Origin of the sequence: Paenibacillus sp. 2TAB19, from assembly GCF_052115185.1 — a bacterium.
GTDB lineage: Bacteria > Bacillota > Bacilli > Paenibacillales > Paenibacillaceae > Pristimantibacillus.
Genome location: NZ_JBFRGE010000005.1, coordinates 21478 through 41116, shown reverse-complemented (window position 1 = coordinate 41116; position 19639 = coordinate 21478). Strand labels below are relative to the sequence as shown.

13 protein-coding genes are annotated in these 19639 nt (G+C 51.3%); 6 read left to right on the top strand and 7 right to left on the bottom strand.

Translation table 11 applies throughout. The features are described 5' to 3' along the window. Window positions 1–153: 153 nt before the first annotated feature. The 6 genes from AB4Z33_RS03420 to AB4Z33_RS03395 form a co-directional block, all read right to left on the bottom strand. Window positions 154–957 carry a carbohydrate ABC transporter permease gene (locus AB4Z33_RS03420; protein WP_442048558.1) on the bottom strand — a complete coding sequence of 268 codons (804 nt, stop codon included), beginning with the start codon at window positions 955–957 and terminating at the stop codon, window positions 154–156. After that, a complete protein-coding gene (locus AB4Z33_RS03415; RefSeq protein ID WP_442048557.1) occupies window positions 954–1904 on the bottom strand; it encodes a carbohydrate ABC transporter permease in 951 nt (316 codons plus the stop codon). The genes AB4Z33_RS03420 and AB4Z33_RS03415 overlap by 4 nt, the downstream gene beginning before the upstream one ends. Window positions 1905–1928: 24 nt before the next feature. Beyond that, complete coding sequence (locus AB4Z33_RS03410; RefSeq protein ID WP_442048556.1) at window positions 1929–3275, bottom strand: ABC transporter substrate-binding protein; 1347 nt, start codon at window positions 3273–3275, stop codon at window positions 1929–1931. 113 nt (window positions 3276–3388) lie between these two features. Then, on the bottom strand, window positions 3389–5125 hold the full coding sequence (locus AB4Z33_RS03405; RefSeq protein ID WP_442048555.1) for a sensor histidine kinase: 1737 nt from the start codon (window positions 5123–5125) through the stop codon (window positions 3389–3391). 13 nt (window positions 5126–5138) lie between these two features. After that, on the bottom strand, window positions 5139–6695 hold the full coding sequence (locus AB4Z33_RS03400; protein ID WP_442048554.1) for a response regulator transcription factor: 1557 nt from the start codon (window positions 6693–6695) through the stop codon (window positions 5139–5141). 136 nt (window positions 6696–6831) lie between these two features. After that, on the bottom strand, window positions 6832–7578 hold the full coding sequence (locus tag AB4Z33_RS03395) for a glycoside hydrolase family 16 protein (protein WP_442048553.1): 747 nt from the start codon (window positions 7576–7578) through the stop codon (window positions 6832–6834). 150 nt (window positions 7579–7728) lie between these two features. Here AB4Z33_RS03395 and AB4Z33_RS03390 point away from each other — a divergent pair, with 150 nt between their 5' ends. The 5 genes from AB4Z33_RS03390 to AB4Z33_RS03370 all read left to right on the top strand — a co-directional run bounded on the left by AB4Z33_RS03390 (window position 7729) and on the right by AB4Z33_RS03370 (window position 14753). Continuing rightward, a complete protein-coding gene (locus tag AB4Z33_RS03390) occupies window positions 7729–8625 on the top strand; it encodes an ABC transporter permease (protein ID WP_442048552.1) in 897 nt (298 codons plus the stop codon). Between the two features lie 18 nt (window positions 8626–8643). After that, window positions 8644–9528 carry a carbohydrate ABC transporter permease gene (locus AB4Z33_RS03385; RefSeq protein ID WP_442048551.1) on the top strand — a complete coding sequence of 295 codons (885 nt, stop codon included), beginning with the start codon at window positions 8644–8646 and terminating at the stop codon, window positions 9526–9528. Between the two features lie 37 nt (window positions 9529–9565). Further along, window positions 9566–11227: an extracellular solute-binding protein gene (locus tag AB4Z33_RS03380; RefSeq protein ID WP_442048550.1), complete on the top strand. Its 1662-nt coding sequence runs from the start codon at window positions 9566–9568 to the stop codon at window positions 11225–11227. Between the two features lie 113 nt (window positions 11228–11340). Next, complete coding sequence (locus AB4Z33_RS03375) at window positions 11341–13179, top strand: sensor histidine kinase (protein ID WP_442048549.1); 1839 nt, start codon at window positions 11341–11343, stop codon at window positions 13177–13179. Between the two features lie 2 nt (window positions 13180–13181). After that, entirely contained in the window at window positions 13182–14753 is a 1572-nt protein-coding gene (locus tag AB4Z33_RS03370) for a response regulator transcription factor (RefSeq protein ID WP_442048548.1), read from the top strand. A 103-nt stretch (window positions 14754–14856) separates the two neighbouring features. On the opposite strand, the gene AB4Z33_RS03365 is transcribed toward AB4Z33_RS03370, so the two are convergent. After that, window positions 14857–16389 carry a lytic polysaccharide monooxygenase gene (locus AB4Z33_RS03365; RefSeq protein ID WP_442048547.1) on the bottom strand — a complete coding sequence of 511 codons (1533 nt, stop codon included), beginning with the start codon at window positions 16387–16389 and terminating at the stop codon, window positions 14857–14859. A gap of 615 nt (window positions 16390–17004) precedes the next feature. On the opposite strand from AB4Z33_RS03365, the gene AB4Z33_RS03360 reads away from it, so the two are divergent. Beyond that, a complete protein-coding gene (locus AB4Z33_RS03360; protein WP_442048546.1) occupies window positions 17005–19632 on the top strand; it encodes a family 16 glycosylhydrolase in 2628 nt (875 codons plus the stop codon). Window positions 19633–19639: the final 7 nt, after the last annotated feature.

The following is a 19639-nucleotide window of genomic DNA, read 5'->3' as shown; positions in this document are numbered from 1 at the left end:
TCATACATTAATCTAATCGGCAGGTTAAGATTTAGAAACGCTTTTACTCTAAGCGGTCGTAATTCAAGGTTAAGACGACTTTTTGGCAGTCTAACGATGTGCATGGGTCTAGAAGCAAAAAAAAAGGAGGCGGCTTTCGCCCCCCCACTTTCATTAGCCTTTGACCGCGCCAGCCGTCAGCCCTTTCATGAACGTCTTTGAACCGAGAATGAACAGAATCAATACGGGAACCGTCGTCATCGTCAAAGCGGTCATCCGCGCCGCATAGTCGGTACGGTGCACGATGCCCAAGTTCGAGATAAAGATCGGAAGCGTATACCACTCGGACTTATTGATCGTGACGAGAGGCAGCAAATAGTTATTCCATGACCACAGGAACACCAAGATTGCGAGCGTTGCGAGCCCAGGCTTCATGATCGGCATCACGACCCGGAAGAAGATGCCCGGCTCTGAGCAGCCGTCAATGCGCGCGCATTCCAGCAAATCGTTTGGGATCGAGTCGCGCATGAACTGGATCATGAAGAACGCCCCGAACGGGAACGCCGCCCAGACGAGAATGACGGGCCAAAGCGTATTTCCGACGCCGAGATGTCTCATCTCAATGATATAGCCGATCAATCCGACTTGGGTCGGCACCATCATCGTAATAATAACGAACGTCTGAAGCCATTTACGACCGCGGAATTCGAACTTCGCTACCGCGTAGCCGATCAACGTGCTGGTCAGCGTTGCCAGAACGACGGAAGCAACGGATACGATTAAGCTATTCCCGTAGACGTGAAGGAAGTCCGCCTGGAGTACGGTCTTCAGGTTCTCTCCCAAATGATTGCCCGGAAGAATAGGAATCCCCTTGAACAGATCCTCGTTGTAATGCGTCCCCATGACGATCATGATATAGAACGGGAATAGCGAGAGCAGAGAAATGACGACCAGGAAGAACCACATGACCGCTTTCATCGTTTATCCTCCTTCGGTGCCGTCAATCGATAGCTTAGTATAGAGAAAAGAACAATCAACATGAACAGCGAGTAGGCAATCGCAGAAGCGTAGCCGAAACGCGTATTAGAAATGAATGATTCATCCACGAATTTCCAAATCATTGTAAGAGCCGTATTATCAGGACCGCCCACTTGTGCGGAGCCCGACCATCCGCCGTATAGCAGCTTCGGTTCGTCGAACAATTGCAATCCGCCGATGACGGACGTGACGACGAGAAACACGATAATATTGCGCAGCAAAGGCATCGTAATTTTACGGAACGTATGCAGCCCCGTAGAACCATCGACCTTGGCCGCTTCGTATACGTCTTGCGGTATGACCGTCATACCGGCCATGAAAATAATCATGAAATAGCCGAGATTGCGCCATATTACCATAAGAGCGATAATCGCCCTGGATCCCCACGGATCCTGAAGCCAGTAGAAACCTTCTTCCAATAGGTTGAACTTCGTCAGAAGCAGATTTACGAGACCCGTCTGCCAATCGAACAGGTATGAGAAAATAAAGCCAATCGCTACCGGTGTCGTGATATAAGGCAGCACGTTGATCGTCTGGAAGAACCTCTTGCCTCGCGTCAGATGGAATGTCCAATAAGCCAGCGTGAGCCCCACAATCAAGGTCAGCGGTATGAACATAAGCATCATGAGCAGCGTGTTCCACAAGGACTTAATGAACAACGGATCGTTCGTCCAAAGCTGTACATAGTTTTTGAAGCCGATAAACGTTTTGTCGCCTATGCCGTTCCAGTCATGCAGACTGAGCACGAAAGAGTAGATAACTGGATACAATTGAAACGCCGCATAGGTCAGCACGAACGGCAGAGCGAAAATATAGGGCCACATACGTGGCCCCCATCTGCGTTTGCTGGATGCGGCGGAAGCTGTGTTCATGCGTTCCGCTTTCACGATCATCCCTCGTTTTCCCGATATTTACTTGACGCTCGCGTCAGACGCTTTGTTTTTCGTTTCCTGAATGAACTTCTCCAGCGCGGAATCGGCGGTAACCGATCCGTCCTTCATCCACAGCGGGTACAGAGCGTTGAACACGGAATCCACGACGGAATCGTACTTGGACTGCGCCTCGCCTTTCATATCCGGAACGATGTTCTCGACGAAATATTTCGCGAGGTTCTGTCCGCCGAAGAACTCGTCGTAAGGTCCCGGCGCGTCGATAAGCGCTTTTTGGGTTTCGTAGAACGACTTCGTGCTGGTCATGTTGCCGAACGTCTTGAAGTTATAAGCAGAGCCTTCGTCGGACAAGTATGCGAACTGAATGAACGCCCACGCGGCTTCCTTGGCTTTGCTGTCTTTGTAGATGCCGATTGCCGTTCCGCCGCGCGTGAATCCGCCTTCCGGCGCTTTCACGAGACCCCAACGGCCGGAACCGTCCGGATCGTTAGCAGAGATATGCCATTTCGCTCCCCATGGCGCCATCGGATAGAACATGAACTCGCCCTTCGCCATGGAAGCAGACCAAGCCGGCGTCCACAATTCGTTCTTGCCGAGAATGCCGGCGTCGCGCATCTCGAACAGCTTATTCAACGGTCCTTGCAGCTTGCTCGTCAGATCAATCTCGTTGCCGTTAACGTAGGAAACGAAGTTCTGACCTTTCAAGGCAATATAGGCATCTCCCAGACCTGGGAACATCAGCACCTTGCCGGCGCTCTTGTCCTTCAGTTCTTTGCCTTTAGCGATGAAGTCATCCCATGTAGAGATCAATTTCTCGATTTCGGCCGGATCGTCCGTACCCCAATATTGTTTTGCCAGATCCCTCCGGTAAGCGAACCCCGCAGGCGTAAGCGATTGATCCACGGCGATGACTTCGCCCTTCGCATTGGAGACGTATGGCACGACATAATCGATAATCGAGCTCTTATCGAAGTTGTACGGCGCCGCCTCTAGGTTATCGAGAACGCCAAGGTCGAACAGCTTGCCGCGGTAGGCCGACTCGCCAAGAATAACGTCCGGTACGTCGGCACCCGAAGCGATACCGCTCTGAAGCTTCTGCAGGTAATCGTTAGGATTAACGACAGTTACTTYGACTTTGATATTCGGATATTTTTTGTTGAATTCGGCGATCATGCCCTTCTGGAACGCTTCGTCCCAATCCCACACTTTAACGGTTCCGCTAAGCTGCGTCGGATCCGTATTCTCCGTAGCCGGCGGAGATGCTTCGTTGCCCTTATTGTTGTTGCCGCCGCAGGCTGCGAGCATTCCGGTCAGCATAAGCAGCGATACGAAACCGCACACCCATTTGGCTAGCTTATTGTTGTTCACGATGGTGAGTCCCCCCAATAAAAAATGTTGTAAGTGCTTTCACCGTTATCGTACCCCAAGCCCCTGCCAGACGGTAATCGGTCAAAACGGCGATTTTGTATAAAATCCGGCGATCAATTCGATTTCCCATCCCGATTGTCCATGGGCAGCCGTATCCGTACAAGCGTACCCCGTCCCTGTTCGCTGAACACTTCAAGGCGTGCGGAAGCACCGAAATGCGAGTTCAGACGCTCTTGTATGTTGGACAAGCCTATTCCTCTCGTATGCCCCGGCCCTTCGGCACGCATTTTCCACCCATCCTCAGGCACGATCATCCCTTGGCCGTCGTCTTCAACCTCCAGGCAGAGCTGTTCGCCCGCTCGGTAAGCTCGAATGACGATCATGCCTTCCTCTCGATCCGAAGGGATGATACCGTGAACGATTGCGTTCTCGACGAGCGGCTGCAGCGCCATCCGGGGAACCGATCGGTCGAGCAATGCTTCATCTACCTCCCAGACGAGACGGAATCGTCCCGGATACCGGGTATGCTGAATGATTGCGTATTGGTCGACGATCCGCTTTTCTTCCGACAGAGGCCCGCGCATGGTTCCTTCCCCTGTCTTGATCGTATTCTGCAAGAGCGAGATCAGCGCCTGCGTCACTTCCGCCGCCTCTGCCCCCCGATTGGCATGGGACAAGTAAATGACCGTGTTCAAGGAGTTATACAGGAAATGCGGATTGATCTGAGCCATCAGAAGGTCAATCTGCATTTGCCGTTTCATGGCCTCGTTGCGCACAGAGGTTTCCATCAGGCTCTTCAGGTCTTCGACCATTCGATTAAAGCCTGTCCCTAGAATTTCCAGTTCATCACCGCTACGGATTTGAACACTGGTCCCTAGATCCCCGACAGCCACCCGCTTCATCGCGTTGGTCAGCCGGATCAGCGGCTTCGTCAGGCTGACGATAATAGGAAGCATGACAATGAGCGTCACGATAATACCGGTAATAATAATGATGATATAGAAAAAGAATACGCGGTTGATTTTCTCGAATAGCTTATTCTTGGACAGCAAGGCCGCTTGTTTCCACCCTTGGCTCATCGCATCATCGGTCAACACGATTCTCCGGTCATCTTCCGCGAACGATCCGCCGGAATGCAGAGCTTCGGCCATAAACGTCCGGTCCGAGTCCGATAGCGTATCATTTGCGGCAAGCAGCAACGCATCCGATCCGCTGTACAGCTCGATCTGCTCGAAGTCACGGGAGCTTTGCAAAAAGACGTTCGCCAGCTCGGAGTAGGCGATGTCGATGACAAGATAGCTATCCTCGATCTCGTCTTGTCCAATCGGACGGTACTTGAGCACATAGCTGAACACCTGCCTGTTACCGCTGATGAAGAAGAAAGGATGCGGCTCACTGTATCCGGCACGCGATTCTTTTATTTTCACGAACCAGTCTTTCTTCAGGTACTCGGAGAAATATTCTTCGTAACCACTGAAATTCGAGTAGGTGTCACGATTCGGCGGCGCGATCACGACGTTCAAGATGAAATTGCTGAGCGCCACGAACCGTCCGAGCTTCTCCTGCACCGCTTGCTTGCGGAAATAATTTTCCTCGATATCCTCGCTCGCCGGTGCGTAGATCAACTTGGTCAGCTCTTCGTCGGATACGATGTACTCCGCCGTCTTCATGACCTGTTCTTGGATTTTCTTAAGCTGGAACGAAGCCTGCGCCAGCTTCGTCCGACTATCCTTGATCGATTGCTCGCGGATAATATCCTTAGCGTAATCATAGATGAAGAAACCGCTAAGGATAAGCGAGAAAGAAACGACGAGCACAGTGCTTGCTATAATCTTGGTGCGTATCTTCATGCGCATTATTCGATCACCTGCGCTTCTCCATGTATTCGAGCGGGGTCATGCCCGTCGCCTTGCGAAACACTTGGCTGAAATATTGTCCATTGCGGAAACCAACCCGGTCGGCGATCTCATATACCTTGAGACTGCCTTCGTCCAGCAGCTGCTTGGCTTTGTCCATCCGAATATCCGTGAGCCGGTCGAGTATCGTCTTCCCGGTCTCATCCTTGAATAAATGGCGGAAGTGATCCCGACTGATCCCAAGCTGGCGCGCGATCGCATCCGCGTCAAGATCGGGATCGCCGTAATGCTTCTCCATATGCTCCAGCGCCTGGCGGACTTTGCGGGATACTGCGGGTTGCCCGGATTCCGCGGCTGCAATCGCGTTAACCTCCGACAGGATCCAAGCTTGAATGCCCGTCAGCGAACTCCAATCAACCGCCTCGTGAGCACCGACTATCCAAGCCTCCGCTAGGGACGGCAGTCCGCTTGCTAGTCGACTGCGATTCAATACTGCTGCCAATTGCTTGCATAGATCGGCTAAGCCGCTTGCATCCTTAGCTTCTGAAGCTTCCGCGAACATAGCCGACACCTCCTTGGCCGTGTCCTCGTATCTTTTGTCCCCCAACAGCTCTCTCACCTTCGCTAAGCTGTCGCTCCAATCCCATTGCGAGCGCACCTTCGCTTCTTCACGCCGAAGATCGTTTAATCGGAATAGATGACGCGGGCCGTAGAAGATCGCCTGCGTCAGCCACTGCAACGCTTCAGACAGCTTCTCCGGCACGTCCGCCCGGTTCAGTAGGCCGTACGCTGTCGCCATTGACACGGGATGACCGGTCAATTGCTCCATCGTCCGTCTAGCTTCCACTGCCTTCTCCTCCAGCAGCTCCCGCATCTTATTTTCTCCCCTGCTTCTATGATCCCCGTATATCAAAACAAAGTTGCTCTCGAGAAACCGCACGGACACCAATAGGTCCGCATTTCCCTCGTCCGGCCATTCAGCCGGGAATCCGGGGGCGTCCGGCATTATGTCTGGCAACAGCGGAATGTTCCGATCGATCTCCAGCACTAGCAAATGCAGCCGATCGAACTGCTCGCCGAGGCCGGCCGTTGCCGTCTTCCACTGCTCGTCCGACATGGGGCGACCGCCCAGCCAGTCGATGAGCAGCTTACCCCGGTCGTTTTTTCTAAGTCGCCTAGCGGCCTCGATTTCTTCTCTTAGTCCCCCGAGCTCGCGTCTGACCACGTCCGCATTCATCTCATGCTTGACCCAATAATTTGATACGCCCAGCTTTAAAGCTTCTTTCGCGTACTCGAATTCCTTATAAGACGTGAGCAGCACGATCTTCAGGACGATCCCCTCAGCGAGCAGATCCCTGCTAAGCGCGAGCCCGTCCATTCCGGGCATGACAATATCCATGATGACTAAGTCGGGACGGTATTCCCGCGCCAATCGAATGACCTGAGAAGGCTTGCTCGTCTCGCAAATGATCTCATAGCCGAGACTCTGCCAAGAGATCAGCTTGCGCATATGCTCGATCGCGAGCACCTCATCGTCCACAAGCATCACTTTTACCGGATTCATTCGTATCTTTGCCCCCTCTTTCCTCATATTGCAGCACCCTATCACAAACAAAGCAAAAAATCCACAACGCTTCGTGACAAGCGTCCTGGATTCAATTTTTTATTTGGTTCTCCACCGTAATCAATAACTTAATTCATTAGCTTTCGTACAACCAAATCCCCGCTATCGTCATGACCGCCGGCAGCGCTTCTTCATCCACCGCCACCTGGTCATACCAGCCGCCCACGGCAAGATTGAGCAACACATAAAACGGCTCGTCGAAAGGCATAACGCCCGGCTCCTGTCGTCGCTCCGCGTAGCAATGTCCGTCGACCAGCCACCGGATTGAAACGGCATTCCATTCCAGCGCGTAATCTCGGAATTCGTTGATTGTTCCGTTTTGGAGCTGATAGGAGAACTCTTCGACAACTTTATGGTCCCAATCCTTCCCGTAATGCAGCGTTCCGGATACTTGGCCGGGCAGACGGCCTTTGGCCTCCATGATATCGATCTCCCCGGATGCAGGCCATGGGCCGTAAGCCTGGTGCTGCGGAAGCAGCCAAATAGCTGGCCATAGCCCTTGACCGACAGGCAGCTTCGCCCGCACGACCAGCTTACCGTAACAATAGGAATGATGATCCTTCGTGTCCAATCGAGCCGAGGTATACGCAAATGACCGCCCGTCCGACTCAATGTCTTCTCGGCGCGCGCACAGGTTTAAGCCGTATTCATCGATATATAGGTTACTAGCATGATCCGTATAAAACTGCTGTTCCCCGTTCCCCCACCCCGGCATGATAGGATTGCCATCATTATCGAGCAAATCGTTGCCAAGGCGAATATTCCATGCGATTAAATCGGCATTGCCGTTCGCAAAATCTTGGTGCCATATTAACTTGTTCATCCTTTGCACACTCCTCCCATTTAACCACAGCATACTGAATTTTAGCGCCCGGTCAAACAAACCTAAAATAATGGGATAGGGTCAAAAATGGTGGCCTTTTTTTCCTATGCCCAATTTCTTACGATGGAAATGAAAGGAGGCTAAAGAGAAATGAAAACGTTTTTTCGGCAGTGGCAATTGCAAAGCATGGTCATTCCAGGCATTGTCTGGATGGTAATCTTTTGTTATATCCCGATGTTTTGGCTCATTATCGCCTTTATGGACTTCAGCATCGCGAAGCCTATGCTCCAATCACCCTTTGTCGGGCTAAAACATTTCGAGGATTTTATGACGGATGACCGCTTTTGGCGCTCGATCCGCAATACGCTCGGGATGAGCGCCATCAAGCTGCTGCTCGGCTTTCCCATCCCGATTCTATTTGCTCTAATGCTTAATGAGATACGCAATATTCGGTTTAAGCGTACCGTACAAACCATATCGTACCTGCCGCACTTTATTGCCTGGACGATATTTGGCGGCATCATGCTCAATTGGCTGGGCGAGGGCGGCGTTATCAACCAGCTTATGCTGGCACTGGGATTGCAGGATCGCGAAATCCTGTTCAATAGCGATCCGAAGTACTTCTGGTGGATTACCTATTTCTCCGACACGCTGAAGGAAACCGGCTGGAGTGCTATCATCTACATTGCTGCCATAGCCGGCATTGACCCGGGACTGTACGAAGCGGCGGAGCTGGACGGCGCAAACCGCTGGCAGCGGATGTGGCATATTACCGTACAGAGCATACGCCCTACCATCGCCATATTGTTCATTCTCGCTGTCAGCGGCATACTCGGCAGCAACTTCGAGCAAATCTTTATGCTTAAGAACAACATGAACATGAAGATGGCAGAGAGCCTGGACTTGTACATTTATAACATGGGTTTAGTATCCGGACGTCATTCCTTCTCGACAGCCGTCCTGTTTGTCCGCTCTATCGTTGCGCTGGGGCTATTGTTGCTAGCCAATTACACATCCAAAAAACTAACCGGCGACAGCATTTTCTAAAGGGAGGGGGACAAATACATGGATAGACGAAGAAGGTTGCGACAAATCGGACTGTTCGAGGTTATCAATACGTTGCTGATGCTGGCGATTTGCTTTACGACGCTGTATCCGATGTGGTTTGTATTCATCAACTCGCTTAATGCTCCGGAACAAGCCACGCTTGGCACGGTCAATTGGTTCCCTAAGGAAATGTCGTTGGCCAGTTACAGTGTCGTGTTTAATGATAAAAGCATGATGAACGGTTTCTACATTACGACGCTGCGCACAGTTATTGGAACAGCGGTTCATGTATTGTTTACCGCTATAGTAGCTTATGGATTAAGCAAGTCCAATCTGATCGGCCGCAAGGTGTATATGAAGATTGCCTTAATTACAATGCTCTTCTCCGGCGGTCTGATTCCCACGTTTCTTCTCATGACGAAGCTGGGCCTATATGATAGCTTTTGGGTATTCATCATTCCTGCTATGTATTCATTTTTCAATATGGTTATATTTATGAGCTTCTTCCGCACCATTCCCGACAGCCTGGAGGAATCCGCGAAGGTGGACGGCGCTTCGGATTACGGCGTTCTGTTCCGTATCGTATTGCCTAACAGCATGGCCGTTATTGCGACCATAGCGCTTTTCTCAGCCGTCTATCATTGGAACGATTATTACCAAGGGGTCATTTATATCCGCTCGCAGGACCAGTTGCCGTTGCAAACGCTTCTGTACAAGATTGTTGCAGAAAACTCCATGTCTTTCATGCAGCAGCAAGCGATGGCCCAATTCGGCGCAAGGCTGCCCGGCAACTCCATCAAGTTCGCATCCATGATGGTGGCGACGCTCCCTATTCTCGTGTTCTACCCCTTTATTCAGCGCTATCTCGTCAAAGGCGTAATGATCGGCGCGATCAAAGGATGAAAAAATACAGCTATCGAAAAGAAAGGGTTGATTACGTATGAAAAAAGGGATGGTCGTAACACTGGCAATCATTTTGGCATTGATCATGGCCGCATGTACCAATTCCGGGGGGAATAACGAAAATACGCCGACATCGCAGCCTGCGGACAACACGAGCACCAATCAACCGGCGACCGACGAAGCCGCGCTGGATCCCAATGTACCCGCATGGCAGCTGGATACCAGCCCTGTCGATTTGACTTGGTTCGTAGGCGCCAACTGGTATGGCCACACTTGGGGAGAAAGCTTGACCTCCAAGTATGTAACGGAGAAAACAGGCGTCAACGTGAAAATCGAAGTGCCTTCCGGCGAAGCGAACGAGCAAATTACACTGATGATGACCTCCGGTCAGTTGCCGGACCTGATCTCGATGGGCTCATGGGAAAGCGCTGTCAAGAAGCTATGGGAAGGCGATCACGTATACGCCTTGAATGAATTGGCCGAGCAGTACGATCCTTACTTCTTCAAGGTAGCGGGCGACGGCACGCTGAAGTGGTATCGTCAACCAAACGGAAATACGTATGGCGTGCCGAACGATTCTTACAGTCCTAATCTGATGCACGAAACCGGTATGACGGCTGCCAACCAAACCTTTTTGGTACGGAAAGATCTGTACGAGGAAATGGGTAAGCCAGACTTGAGCACGCCGGATGGCTTCCTGAATGCACTGCAACTCATAAAGGATAAGTATTCTGAGTATAAAGGCCAGCCGATTAGTCCCTTCTTCGCGCAGGGGAATGTCCCTTACGGCATGACCGAGTATTTGCAAAACCTGCTCGCCGTTCCGCATGAGWAAGACGGCAAAGTATACGACCGCTTAACCGATCCCGATTATATCGCTTGGTTGAAAACGTTCCGTACCGCTTACGAGCGCGGACTCATTAATGTCGATTTCCTAGTCGATTCCGATACGCAGGTGGAGGAAAAAACGAACAACGCACGTTATTTCATGATGGTTCGCGAGTGGACCGGCATGACGGCCGTCAACCCTATGCTGGCGGCGAGCGCAAACCCGGATTCTTACTACATCGCAGTCGATGGACCGCAGAACGCTAATGGCGACAGCGCTAAGCTGTTCCCAGGCAACATGGACGGCTGGATGGTTACGATGATCAGCAAGTCGACGAAAAATCCTGAACGCGCCATCCGTTTCTTGAGCTATCTAGCTAGCGAAGAAGGCCAAAAGGATCTATTCCTCGGCAAAGAAGGCGAGACATGGGACTCGGCAAGCGGCAATCCGAAGCTGAAGCCGGAAATGGTGCAATTGCTTGAAACCGACATTGCGAAGATGGAGAAGGATTATGGCATTCTGGATACGTACTGGATGATGCGTAACCCTGTTATCGTCAACCAATGGAGACCGGAGAAAGCTCCCGTCATCAAGCAAATGGAGGACTTCGCCAACGCGCAGGCCGATATCGACAGCGGCATCTACAAAGGCTTGGATCCGCTGGGCGATTCCGATGTCGCGGTAGCTTGGGCGCGCATCTCTCAGAATTGGGAGGAAACGCTGCCTGAGCTCATTACCGCCAAAGACGAAGCAGCCTTCGACAAAGTCTTCAACAGCTTCCTTGAGCGCCGCACAAGCTACGGTTTTGACCAAGTAGTGGAACACCGTCAGACCGAGCTGGATGCTCGCAAAGCCAAAATGGCCGAATAATAATACTCGTTTCTGGATTATGCCAGCCACCGTCATGGTGGCTGGTATTCCTAGTTTTCTACCAGCCGCCTTGTAATATATGGTATATTACAGTGGTGGGGAGGGCATTTTCAATGAAGGATMTGCTGAACAAGATGAGAAAGCTTTACCGCAATTCCCGCATCTCTCAAAAGCTGTTTTTAGCCTTTAGCGTGATGTTTGCCATCCCTGCCATTTTGGTATCTTTTTTATTTATACGAACGCAGGAAATCCAGCTGTACAAAGACGCAATGACCGCCGGAAGCAGCCATGTTTCACGGTTAAACGATCAGTTGCGCAGCAGAATGGAGATGCTTGAAAACGCTTCCTCGACTGCGCTGACGCAAAAAGCATTCGTCGATTTTATTCACTCCAATATGCGCGGGGATGGCCTTCGTCTTGTGAAGTTCAGGCAAAATGAATACGAACAGATGCATAACATTATCCAAAGCTATGAGATGATCAGCGAGCTCAGCTTTTATGTCGATAATCCGAACGTGCATGAAATATGGCCCGAAATTTATCATTATGACAAGTTTTGGCCTCAGGACTACTGGGTGACCCTCCGGGAAGAAGGCGGAGCGGCATACCGCTTATTTGCTTTTAAGGATGGCGATCATACGTTGTCCTACTATCGGCTGGTGCGCCTTCAAGGTCAACAGCAGCAATTTCCGACCATTATGGAAGTTCGCGCTCAGCATAACGAGGTTTTTGGGGATATGCTGGACGAGAGCGGAGGAGACTTCTTTTCCGTCGTCGTTGACGGAACCAACCCTTCCAAGTACGTATACAATCCCGAGCATGAATTTGCTCTTAACGCCGGCGAGGACTTAGGCCAAATCATTGACCATATCCATCGGCAGCTCGATGTGCTGCAGCAGGAAATTCCCGTCAAAGTTACTTTCGGGGACCATACCTACTACGCGCTGTACCGGTACATTGCGCCGCTCAACGCTTACGTGGTGGATATCGCCTCCCATGAGGAGCTAATGAAAGGCCCGCGCAGCTGGTATGCGCTTGTTGTTGCGATTACCTTGTGCGTGCTGCTGCTCATTATGCTGCTCGTATCGCATACGACCCGGCGCATGTTACGCCGGTTGGACAGCGTAATTACCTCTATGCGCCAAGTGCGCAAGGGTCAACTCGATGCGAAGATTCATACTGGTCTGGATGATAATGAAACGGGCGATGAGATCGACGAAGTAGCCGTCAGCTATAACAACATGCTGGATGAGATCAAGACGCTCATGACGCAGGTCGTAGATAAGCAGTTAATTGCCAAAAACGCGCAGCTGCACTCGCTGCATTCGCAAATTAATTCGCACTTCTTGTATAACGCGCTGGAATCCATCCGTATGCACGCGGAGGTTCAGCGGCAGCCCGCCATCGCCGACGCCCTCGTATCATTAGGCTCGCAATTGCGCTACAGCATGCAGTGGCGCAGCGATACCGTCGCACTTAGCGAGGAGCTTGCCAACATCCAAAGCTATATTGGATTTATCAACTTTATGGAGGGCGGCAGTATTGTTTTGACGGCGGAACTGCCTCCGGAGGTGCTTCGATACGCCATTCCGAAAATGTGCATGCAGCCGATCGTCGAAAATGCCGTTCGTCACGCCGCGCCTCCGGGAAGCGCTTTTAATATTCAAATTACCGTTTCGGTGGAGGACGACAGCGTGCTGCTGATCGAGATCCGAGATGACGGCGCAGGTGTCGAGCCAGACATTCTAGCCAGCCTGCAAGCTGCGCTGCAAGACGACTCGGATACGCCGATCGTTGCCAGCAAGAATGGACTCGGCTTGGAAAACGTCCATAAGCGGCTGCAGCTTCATTATGGCAAGGGCTGCGGTCTTTGGATTGAAAGCGTACAAGGTGCCTATACGTGCGTAACGATACGTTTGCCTTGGGAAAATGTGAATCTTGGAGGGTGGTAGGCATGATTAATATTTTGATTGTGGATGATCAAAAGCATATACGAGACGGCCTGCAAGCCATGATAAGCCAATTTCCTCTGCCGCTTGACAACCTTTACTGTGCCGCGAACGGAATCGAGGCGCTGGAACTATTGCGTCTACACAGCATTCAGCTGGTCATTACTGATATTATGATGCCGGATATGGATGGACTGGCGCTCATGGCGCAGACCAAACAAGAACACATCAAGGCGGATTTCCTGATCATTAGCGGTTACAGCGATTTTGCCTATGCCCAGAAAGCTATTGGACTCGGAGCCAAGGGTTATCTGCTCAAGCCTGTGAAACGAGAGGATCTGCAAGCTTCGATCGAGCATGTATGGCAGGAGATACTAACACGGCAGACGCTCTCGTTGAATATGGAGCATATCTCCCGCCGCGCTCAGGAGACGGACCGCAAAGAGCTCGTCATGTTTATGCAAGGCGCGGCCAGCGATGAAGCATGGGTGCTTCAAACCGAACAGCAAAATCGAGAGCTTTGGAACAACTACCGTCTATGCCTGCTTCGCGAGGAGAAGTGGATTAACCAACCGGGGGCCAGCAGTGCCCATAGCATGGAATCCATTGCCTATCGCGTGTATGGCGGCTTAGGATGTATATGCCTGCAGCATCGCCCGTACCTCATCCTCGCGGTTGATGCAGCCGTAGATACGGGAGCTTTGTCCGCCGCGCTTAAGGCAGGACAGATTGATGCCGTCGTGGCTATGACCGAACCACAGCATGGATTAAAGGAGCTTCCCGGCAGCTATACGCAAGTGTTGGAGCTATATCGCCACAGTTATCTATTTCCCGATAAGCGCTGCATTCAGAAAGTGCACATTGAACGCCTGGAGCAGCAGTGGCAGCTCCCCTATGAAGAGCTTTATGCGCTGTTCCAATTAATCGGCGACAAAAATAGCGGCATGGTCACCCAAGGCGTTTCCATGCTCTTTCACAAAGATGTGCTGCAACGCTATCACATCCGCTACACGCAGCAGCTATGTCGAGCCGTCGTTCAGATGCTGGAGGAATACGAGCGGGTAATTCGCCCCTACATGGGTGAGGAGGCGCTGGATATGGAATGCCTGCGTAATCTGTTCGACTACCCGGGCATTCGCGATTATATTCAAGCACTTCAGCAGCAACTGCTTCGATTGAACCAGTTTTATTACGAATACAAGTGCAGCTACCGCAACTCGCAGGACTTAAACGAAGCGATCCGCTATATACACGAGAGTTATCATAAGCCGCTGGACCTCGCGATGGTATCCAACCACGTATCGCTGAATTACGCTTATTTCTCGAACCTGTTCAAAAAAAATATCGGCAAAGGCTTTGCCGAATATCTGCGCGATGTGCGCCTGGATAAAGCGCGGCGGCTCCTAGCCGAAACCGAGCATAAAATCGTCGAGGTGGCTACCATGGTCGGGTATGAGAACTACAAAAGCTTTACGCGCGCCTTTCGCGAAGTGATGAACATGCAGCCAACGGAGTACCGGCAGCTGATGCGCCAGAAGGCGGAAAGAGAAAGAAGCTATCAGGACTGGGCACGTTAAATCGTTTAATCCGAATATAAAAAGAAACCCATGCGTTGAGAACGCTGGGTTTCTAAGATGATCTGCTCCATCCCGACTAGGAATGGAGTTTGCTTTGCTTGCATTATGCGATTAGCGTCCACACTCCGGCTTTGCCCGGAATTTCTCCTTTTGTCCACCATTTCGCTTTGTACGTATGCCCTTCATATACGACTTTGTCGCCGCCATTGTAGGCCTTTGCGTTGTTCCAAGTCGGAACGGCGTCTGTGGAAGCCGCCTTCCACACATCGGAGTTATCCGGCTGTTCGCCCTTCGTCCACCAACCGGCTGTATACTCAATTCCGTTATACATGACTTTGTCGCCAGCTAAATACGTTTTCGCGCTATCCCATGCAGCGGTTGTTCCCGGTGCAGGAGTAACTGTCGCAGCCTTTGTTGTAACCGCCATCGCGGCGCTAACCGCGGAGCGGTTATTAGCCGCATCGAGCGCAGCAACGGTATAAGAGTAAGCCGTGGAAGCTTTTAGCCCGCTGTCCGCATAGGATCTGGAAGCCGTAGTGGTAATCAGCTTGCCGTCACGATATACCTCGTATTTGGTCACGCCAATATTGTCCGTGGCCGCCGCCCATGTTAGCGTTGCTGCCGATTCGGTTACGTTGCTGGCTGCCAATCCCGACGGCCGCGATGGCGCTTGCGTATCCGGCACCGGAATGACCGCTGGCAGAGTGCTTGCCGATACCGGCACGCTAGCCGCTGAGCGATTGCCCGCGTTATCCACCGCTACCACCGTATACGAATAGTTGGCATTGGCAAGCAAGCCGCTGTCCGTATACTCGGTTTTTGTCGTTGTGCCGAGTACCTTGCCGTCCCGGCTGACTTCATAATCCTTAATACCCGATGAAGCAGTCGATGATGTCCATGACATCGTTATGCTGCTCTCCGTATGGCCGGAGCACCAGACGCTTGCCGGGAAGTTCGGCAACACCGTCGGTCCCGGATCTGGTGTCGTCGTTCCGCCGCCTTGTTTCAAATTCACATCGACTGCCTGATAAAAGGCGTTGTTCGTGTCCCCGATCTCCCAAACCCCTAGAATAATGTAATACCCCGTCCGGTCTGTCGGCACATTGCATTTATGCGTAACGGACATGGCAGGCTGCTTGTTGCCGCCATCCACAGTGCAGAATGGCTTCGATTCCAATTGGTCGCGGCTAAGCGGCTTATTAGGGTCCCAGCCAACTTTCGTTATGTAATAGTTCCAACCTTCCGTCACGTGATTGGCCGTTAGCTTCCAGGTGAACGAGTTTACTCCACCCTTCATGTCAACCTTCTTCCAACGGTCGGACGACTGGGCATCCAGTTCCGTATATTTGCCCGCTCCCGCAATCTGACCGTCCGTCGGGCCCGATACCGGGAAATCCCCTTTGCCCTCCGCGCTTTGCGGTTCGTATTGAATCGCTCCGCAGTCCTTGTTCGTTCCTTGATTGCACAGCAGTGTTCGACTAGCAGGCGATTCGATATAACCGTGTGCCGATGCTTTGCCTGCGAAAGCAAGCAGGCAGGCCAATCCGACTACCGTAAATCCGAATATAACTATTAGTTTTAATGAGCGAGTACCTAACGTCCGTTTTCCCCAAACCGATTGTTGCGTTAATACCATGTCGACTCACCTCGTATTTTGTATAATGCTGACGTTTCCAATCTTAACCAAGCGGTGATTATGTAGCCAGTTTCCAAAGACCCACGGCGGTTACTTTTATTGTTATAATCTGTAACTAGCAGATGCATGGCACAAAAATCATGATCACAGACCCATGTTTAGCGAATATATAGATCAACAAAATCCATAATTTATATTATAAAGAAAACGTTCACTGTGTTTAGTCCTACTTTGGCTTGAGCTGTAATTATCCGGTAGCACGAGAATCGTACATGTCTATTATCCTATCTTTGCTGTCGACTGCATCCATGGACTGCTCTTTTCCCCTGACAAAGCTCTTTCACAGATTACTTCAGTCCCAGGTTGATACTAAAACATTTTTTACCGATTTTTAATGGCAACTAGATAGGAAAGTATTGAGTCTCGGCACATGCCGGTATCACGAATATGGGCAAAAGCCAAAAAATTGGGTCATAACAAAAACAAATGTACCTATTCATAGGATTGTTCGATTCGATAGAATAAAGGTGTTCACTTATGTAAGCGGTTACCTTTGTGCGCACACTGGGCCAATATGCATGGTGAATCCATTATTTAAATAAAAGGAGGACAATTATGAAGCGATTTTACCATACGGAGAAAAGGTTTAAGCAGAAGGTACTCAGTTTGTTCTTAGCGGTAGCCATGCTGGCTAGTGTCGGGCTATTGCCTACCTCAGCTATTCAGAAGGTAGAGGCAGCAGGAACATCCGTTACCTCCATGGCTTATTTCTCATCGGCAGACGGTCCTGTCATCTCCAAATCAGGAGTTGGGCAAGCCAGCTACGGGTTTGTCATGCCGATCTTCAACGGAGGCGCCGCTACTTGGAACGATGTGTCGGGCGACGTGGGCGTCAAGGTAAAGGTAAGCGGCAACTGGGTCGACATCGACAGTGTCGGCGGCTACGTCTACAACCAAAACTGGGGACACTGGAGCGACGGCGGCGCTAACGGTTATTGGTTTACTCTCTCCGCAACGACCGAGATTCAGCTGTACTCCAAGACCAATCCGGTTACGCTGAATTACACGCTTGTCTTTCAGAACATCAACACAACAACCATTACAGCCATGACGCCTACGCAGGGGCCTCAGCTTACAGCTGGTTTTACGGGCGGCGCGGGCTTTACTTATCCGACCTTTAATAACAATCCGGCAATACCTTATGCGGCCGTGGCTGCTGATCTGAAGGTGTCCGTCAAACCGGTCAACAGCAGCACATGGATCGATATTAACAACAATGCAGCCAGCGGCTGGATCTATGACAGCAACTTCGGCCAATTCACCGAAGGCGGCGGCGGCTACTGGTTTACCGTAACAGAGTCCATCAACGTCAAGTTAGAATCGAAAACATCCTCAGCTAACGTCGTGTATACGATCACCTTCAACCAACCCGTCAGAAACTCCTATGTCATTACTCCTTATGATGGAACGACCTATACAGCAGACGCAAGCGGCGTCATCGGCATACCGCTGCCTAAGATCGATGGGGGCGCACCAATAGGCACCGAGCTTGGAAACTTCGTCTACCAGATTAACGTAGCCGGCCAATGGATAGCGATGAGCAATTCCAGTCAAAGCGGATTTGTATACGCCGGTAATGGCTACAACAACATGTCCGATGCCAATCAGTGGGGATATTGGGCCGATTACATCTACGGGCTCTGGTTCCAACCCATCCAAGAGGATATCCAGATCCGTATCGGCTATCCGTTGAACGGGCAGGCAGGCGGAAGCGTCGGCAACAACTACGTTACCTATACCTTTATCGGCAATCCCGATGCTCCGCGCCCGGATGTAACCGATCAAGAAGATATTACAATCGGAACGCCAAGCGATCCCGCCGTCAGCGGCATGAATCTCATTTGGCAGGATGAATTTAGCGGAACAGCGCTCGACACGAATAAATGGAATTATGAACAAGGGTATTACATCGGTAACGATCCCAATAGCTGGGGTTGGGGCAACGCGGAGCTGCAGCACTATACGAACAGCACGCAAAATGTATTCGTACATGACGGGAAGCTGAATATTAAAGCTTTGAACGATCCAAAATCATTCCCGCAGGACCCAAGCCGGTATGCGCAGTACTCCTCCGGCAAGATTAACACCAAGGATCATTTATCGTTCCAGTACGGAAGAGTAGACATTCGTGCCAAGCTGCCAACAGGCAATGGCGTCTGGCCGGCGCTATGGATGCTTCCGGAAGATTCCGTGTACGGTGCATGGGCGGCATCCGGCGAGATTGATATTATGGAAGCCAAAGGACGTTTGCCCGGCACGACGAGCGGCGCCGTACATTTTGGCGGACAATGGCCCGTGAACCGATATATTGCCGGCGAATATCACTTTCCGCAAGGGCAAACCTTCGCCAACGATTATCATGTGTATTCGATGATCTGGGAAGAGGATGATGTGAAGTGGTACGTGGATGGCAAGTTCTTCTTTAAAGTAAGCAAGGAGCAATGGTATTCCGTAGCTGCGCCGAATAATCCGAACGCACCGTTCGATCAGCCTTTCTACCTCATTATGAATCTAGCGATCGGCGGACACTTTGACGGCGGCCTGTCCCCGGACCCAGCCGATATCCCTGCAACGATGCTCGTCGATTATGTGCGTGTCTATAAAGAAGGCAGCGGCCAAAATCCTGGCAACGTATCGGTTACCGGCGTAACGTTGAATCAGACTGCTGCACAGGTGGAAGTCGGACAGAGCGTCCAGCTAAGCGCCAGCGTGGCACCGTCTAACGCAACAAATACGCAGGTTACTTGGTCCTCTTCTAACAGCAGCGTCGCTTCCGTGAATCAGAGCGGCTTAGTGACTGGACTCGCTCCGGGCACAGCAACCGTTACAGTTACGACAGCAGACGGCAACAAAACTGCCGTCTCGACCATCACGGTCGTATCGCCCCCGTCCACCGTTATCGTTATCGGCGATGCCGTTCGCGGTCTGAAGAAAACAGGCAATAACCTTCTGTTCTATGTGAATGGAGCGACCTTTGCCGATTTGCACTATAAAGTGAATAACGGCGGCCAGCTGAACGTAGCCATGACCACGACAGGGAACGGCAACTATACTTACCCTGTCAATAACCTGCAATACGGAGATACCGTCGAGTACTTCTTCACGTATAATCCAGGGCAAGGAGCACTGGATACAGCTTGGCAGACGTATGTCCATGGGGTAACGCAAGGGACTCCGGAGTAAACATCCA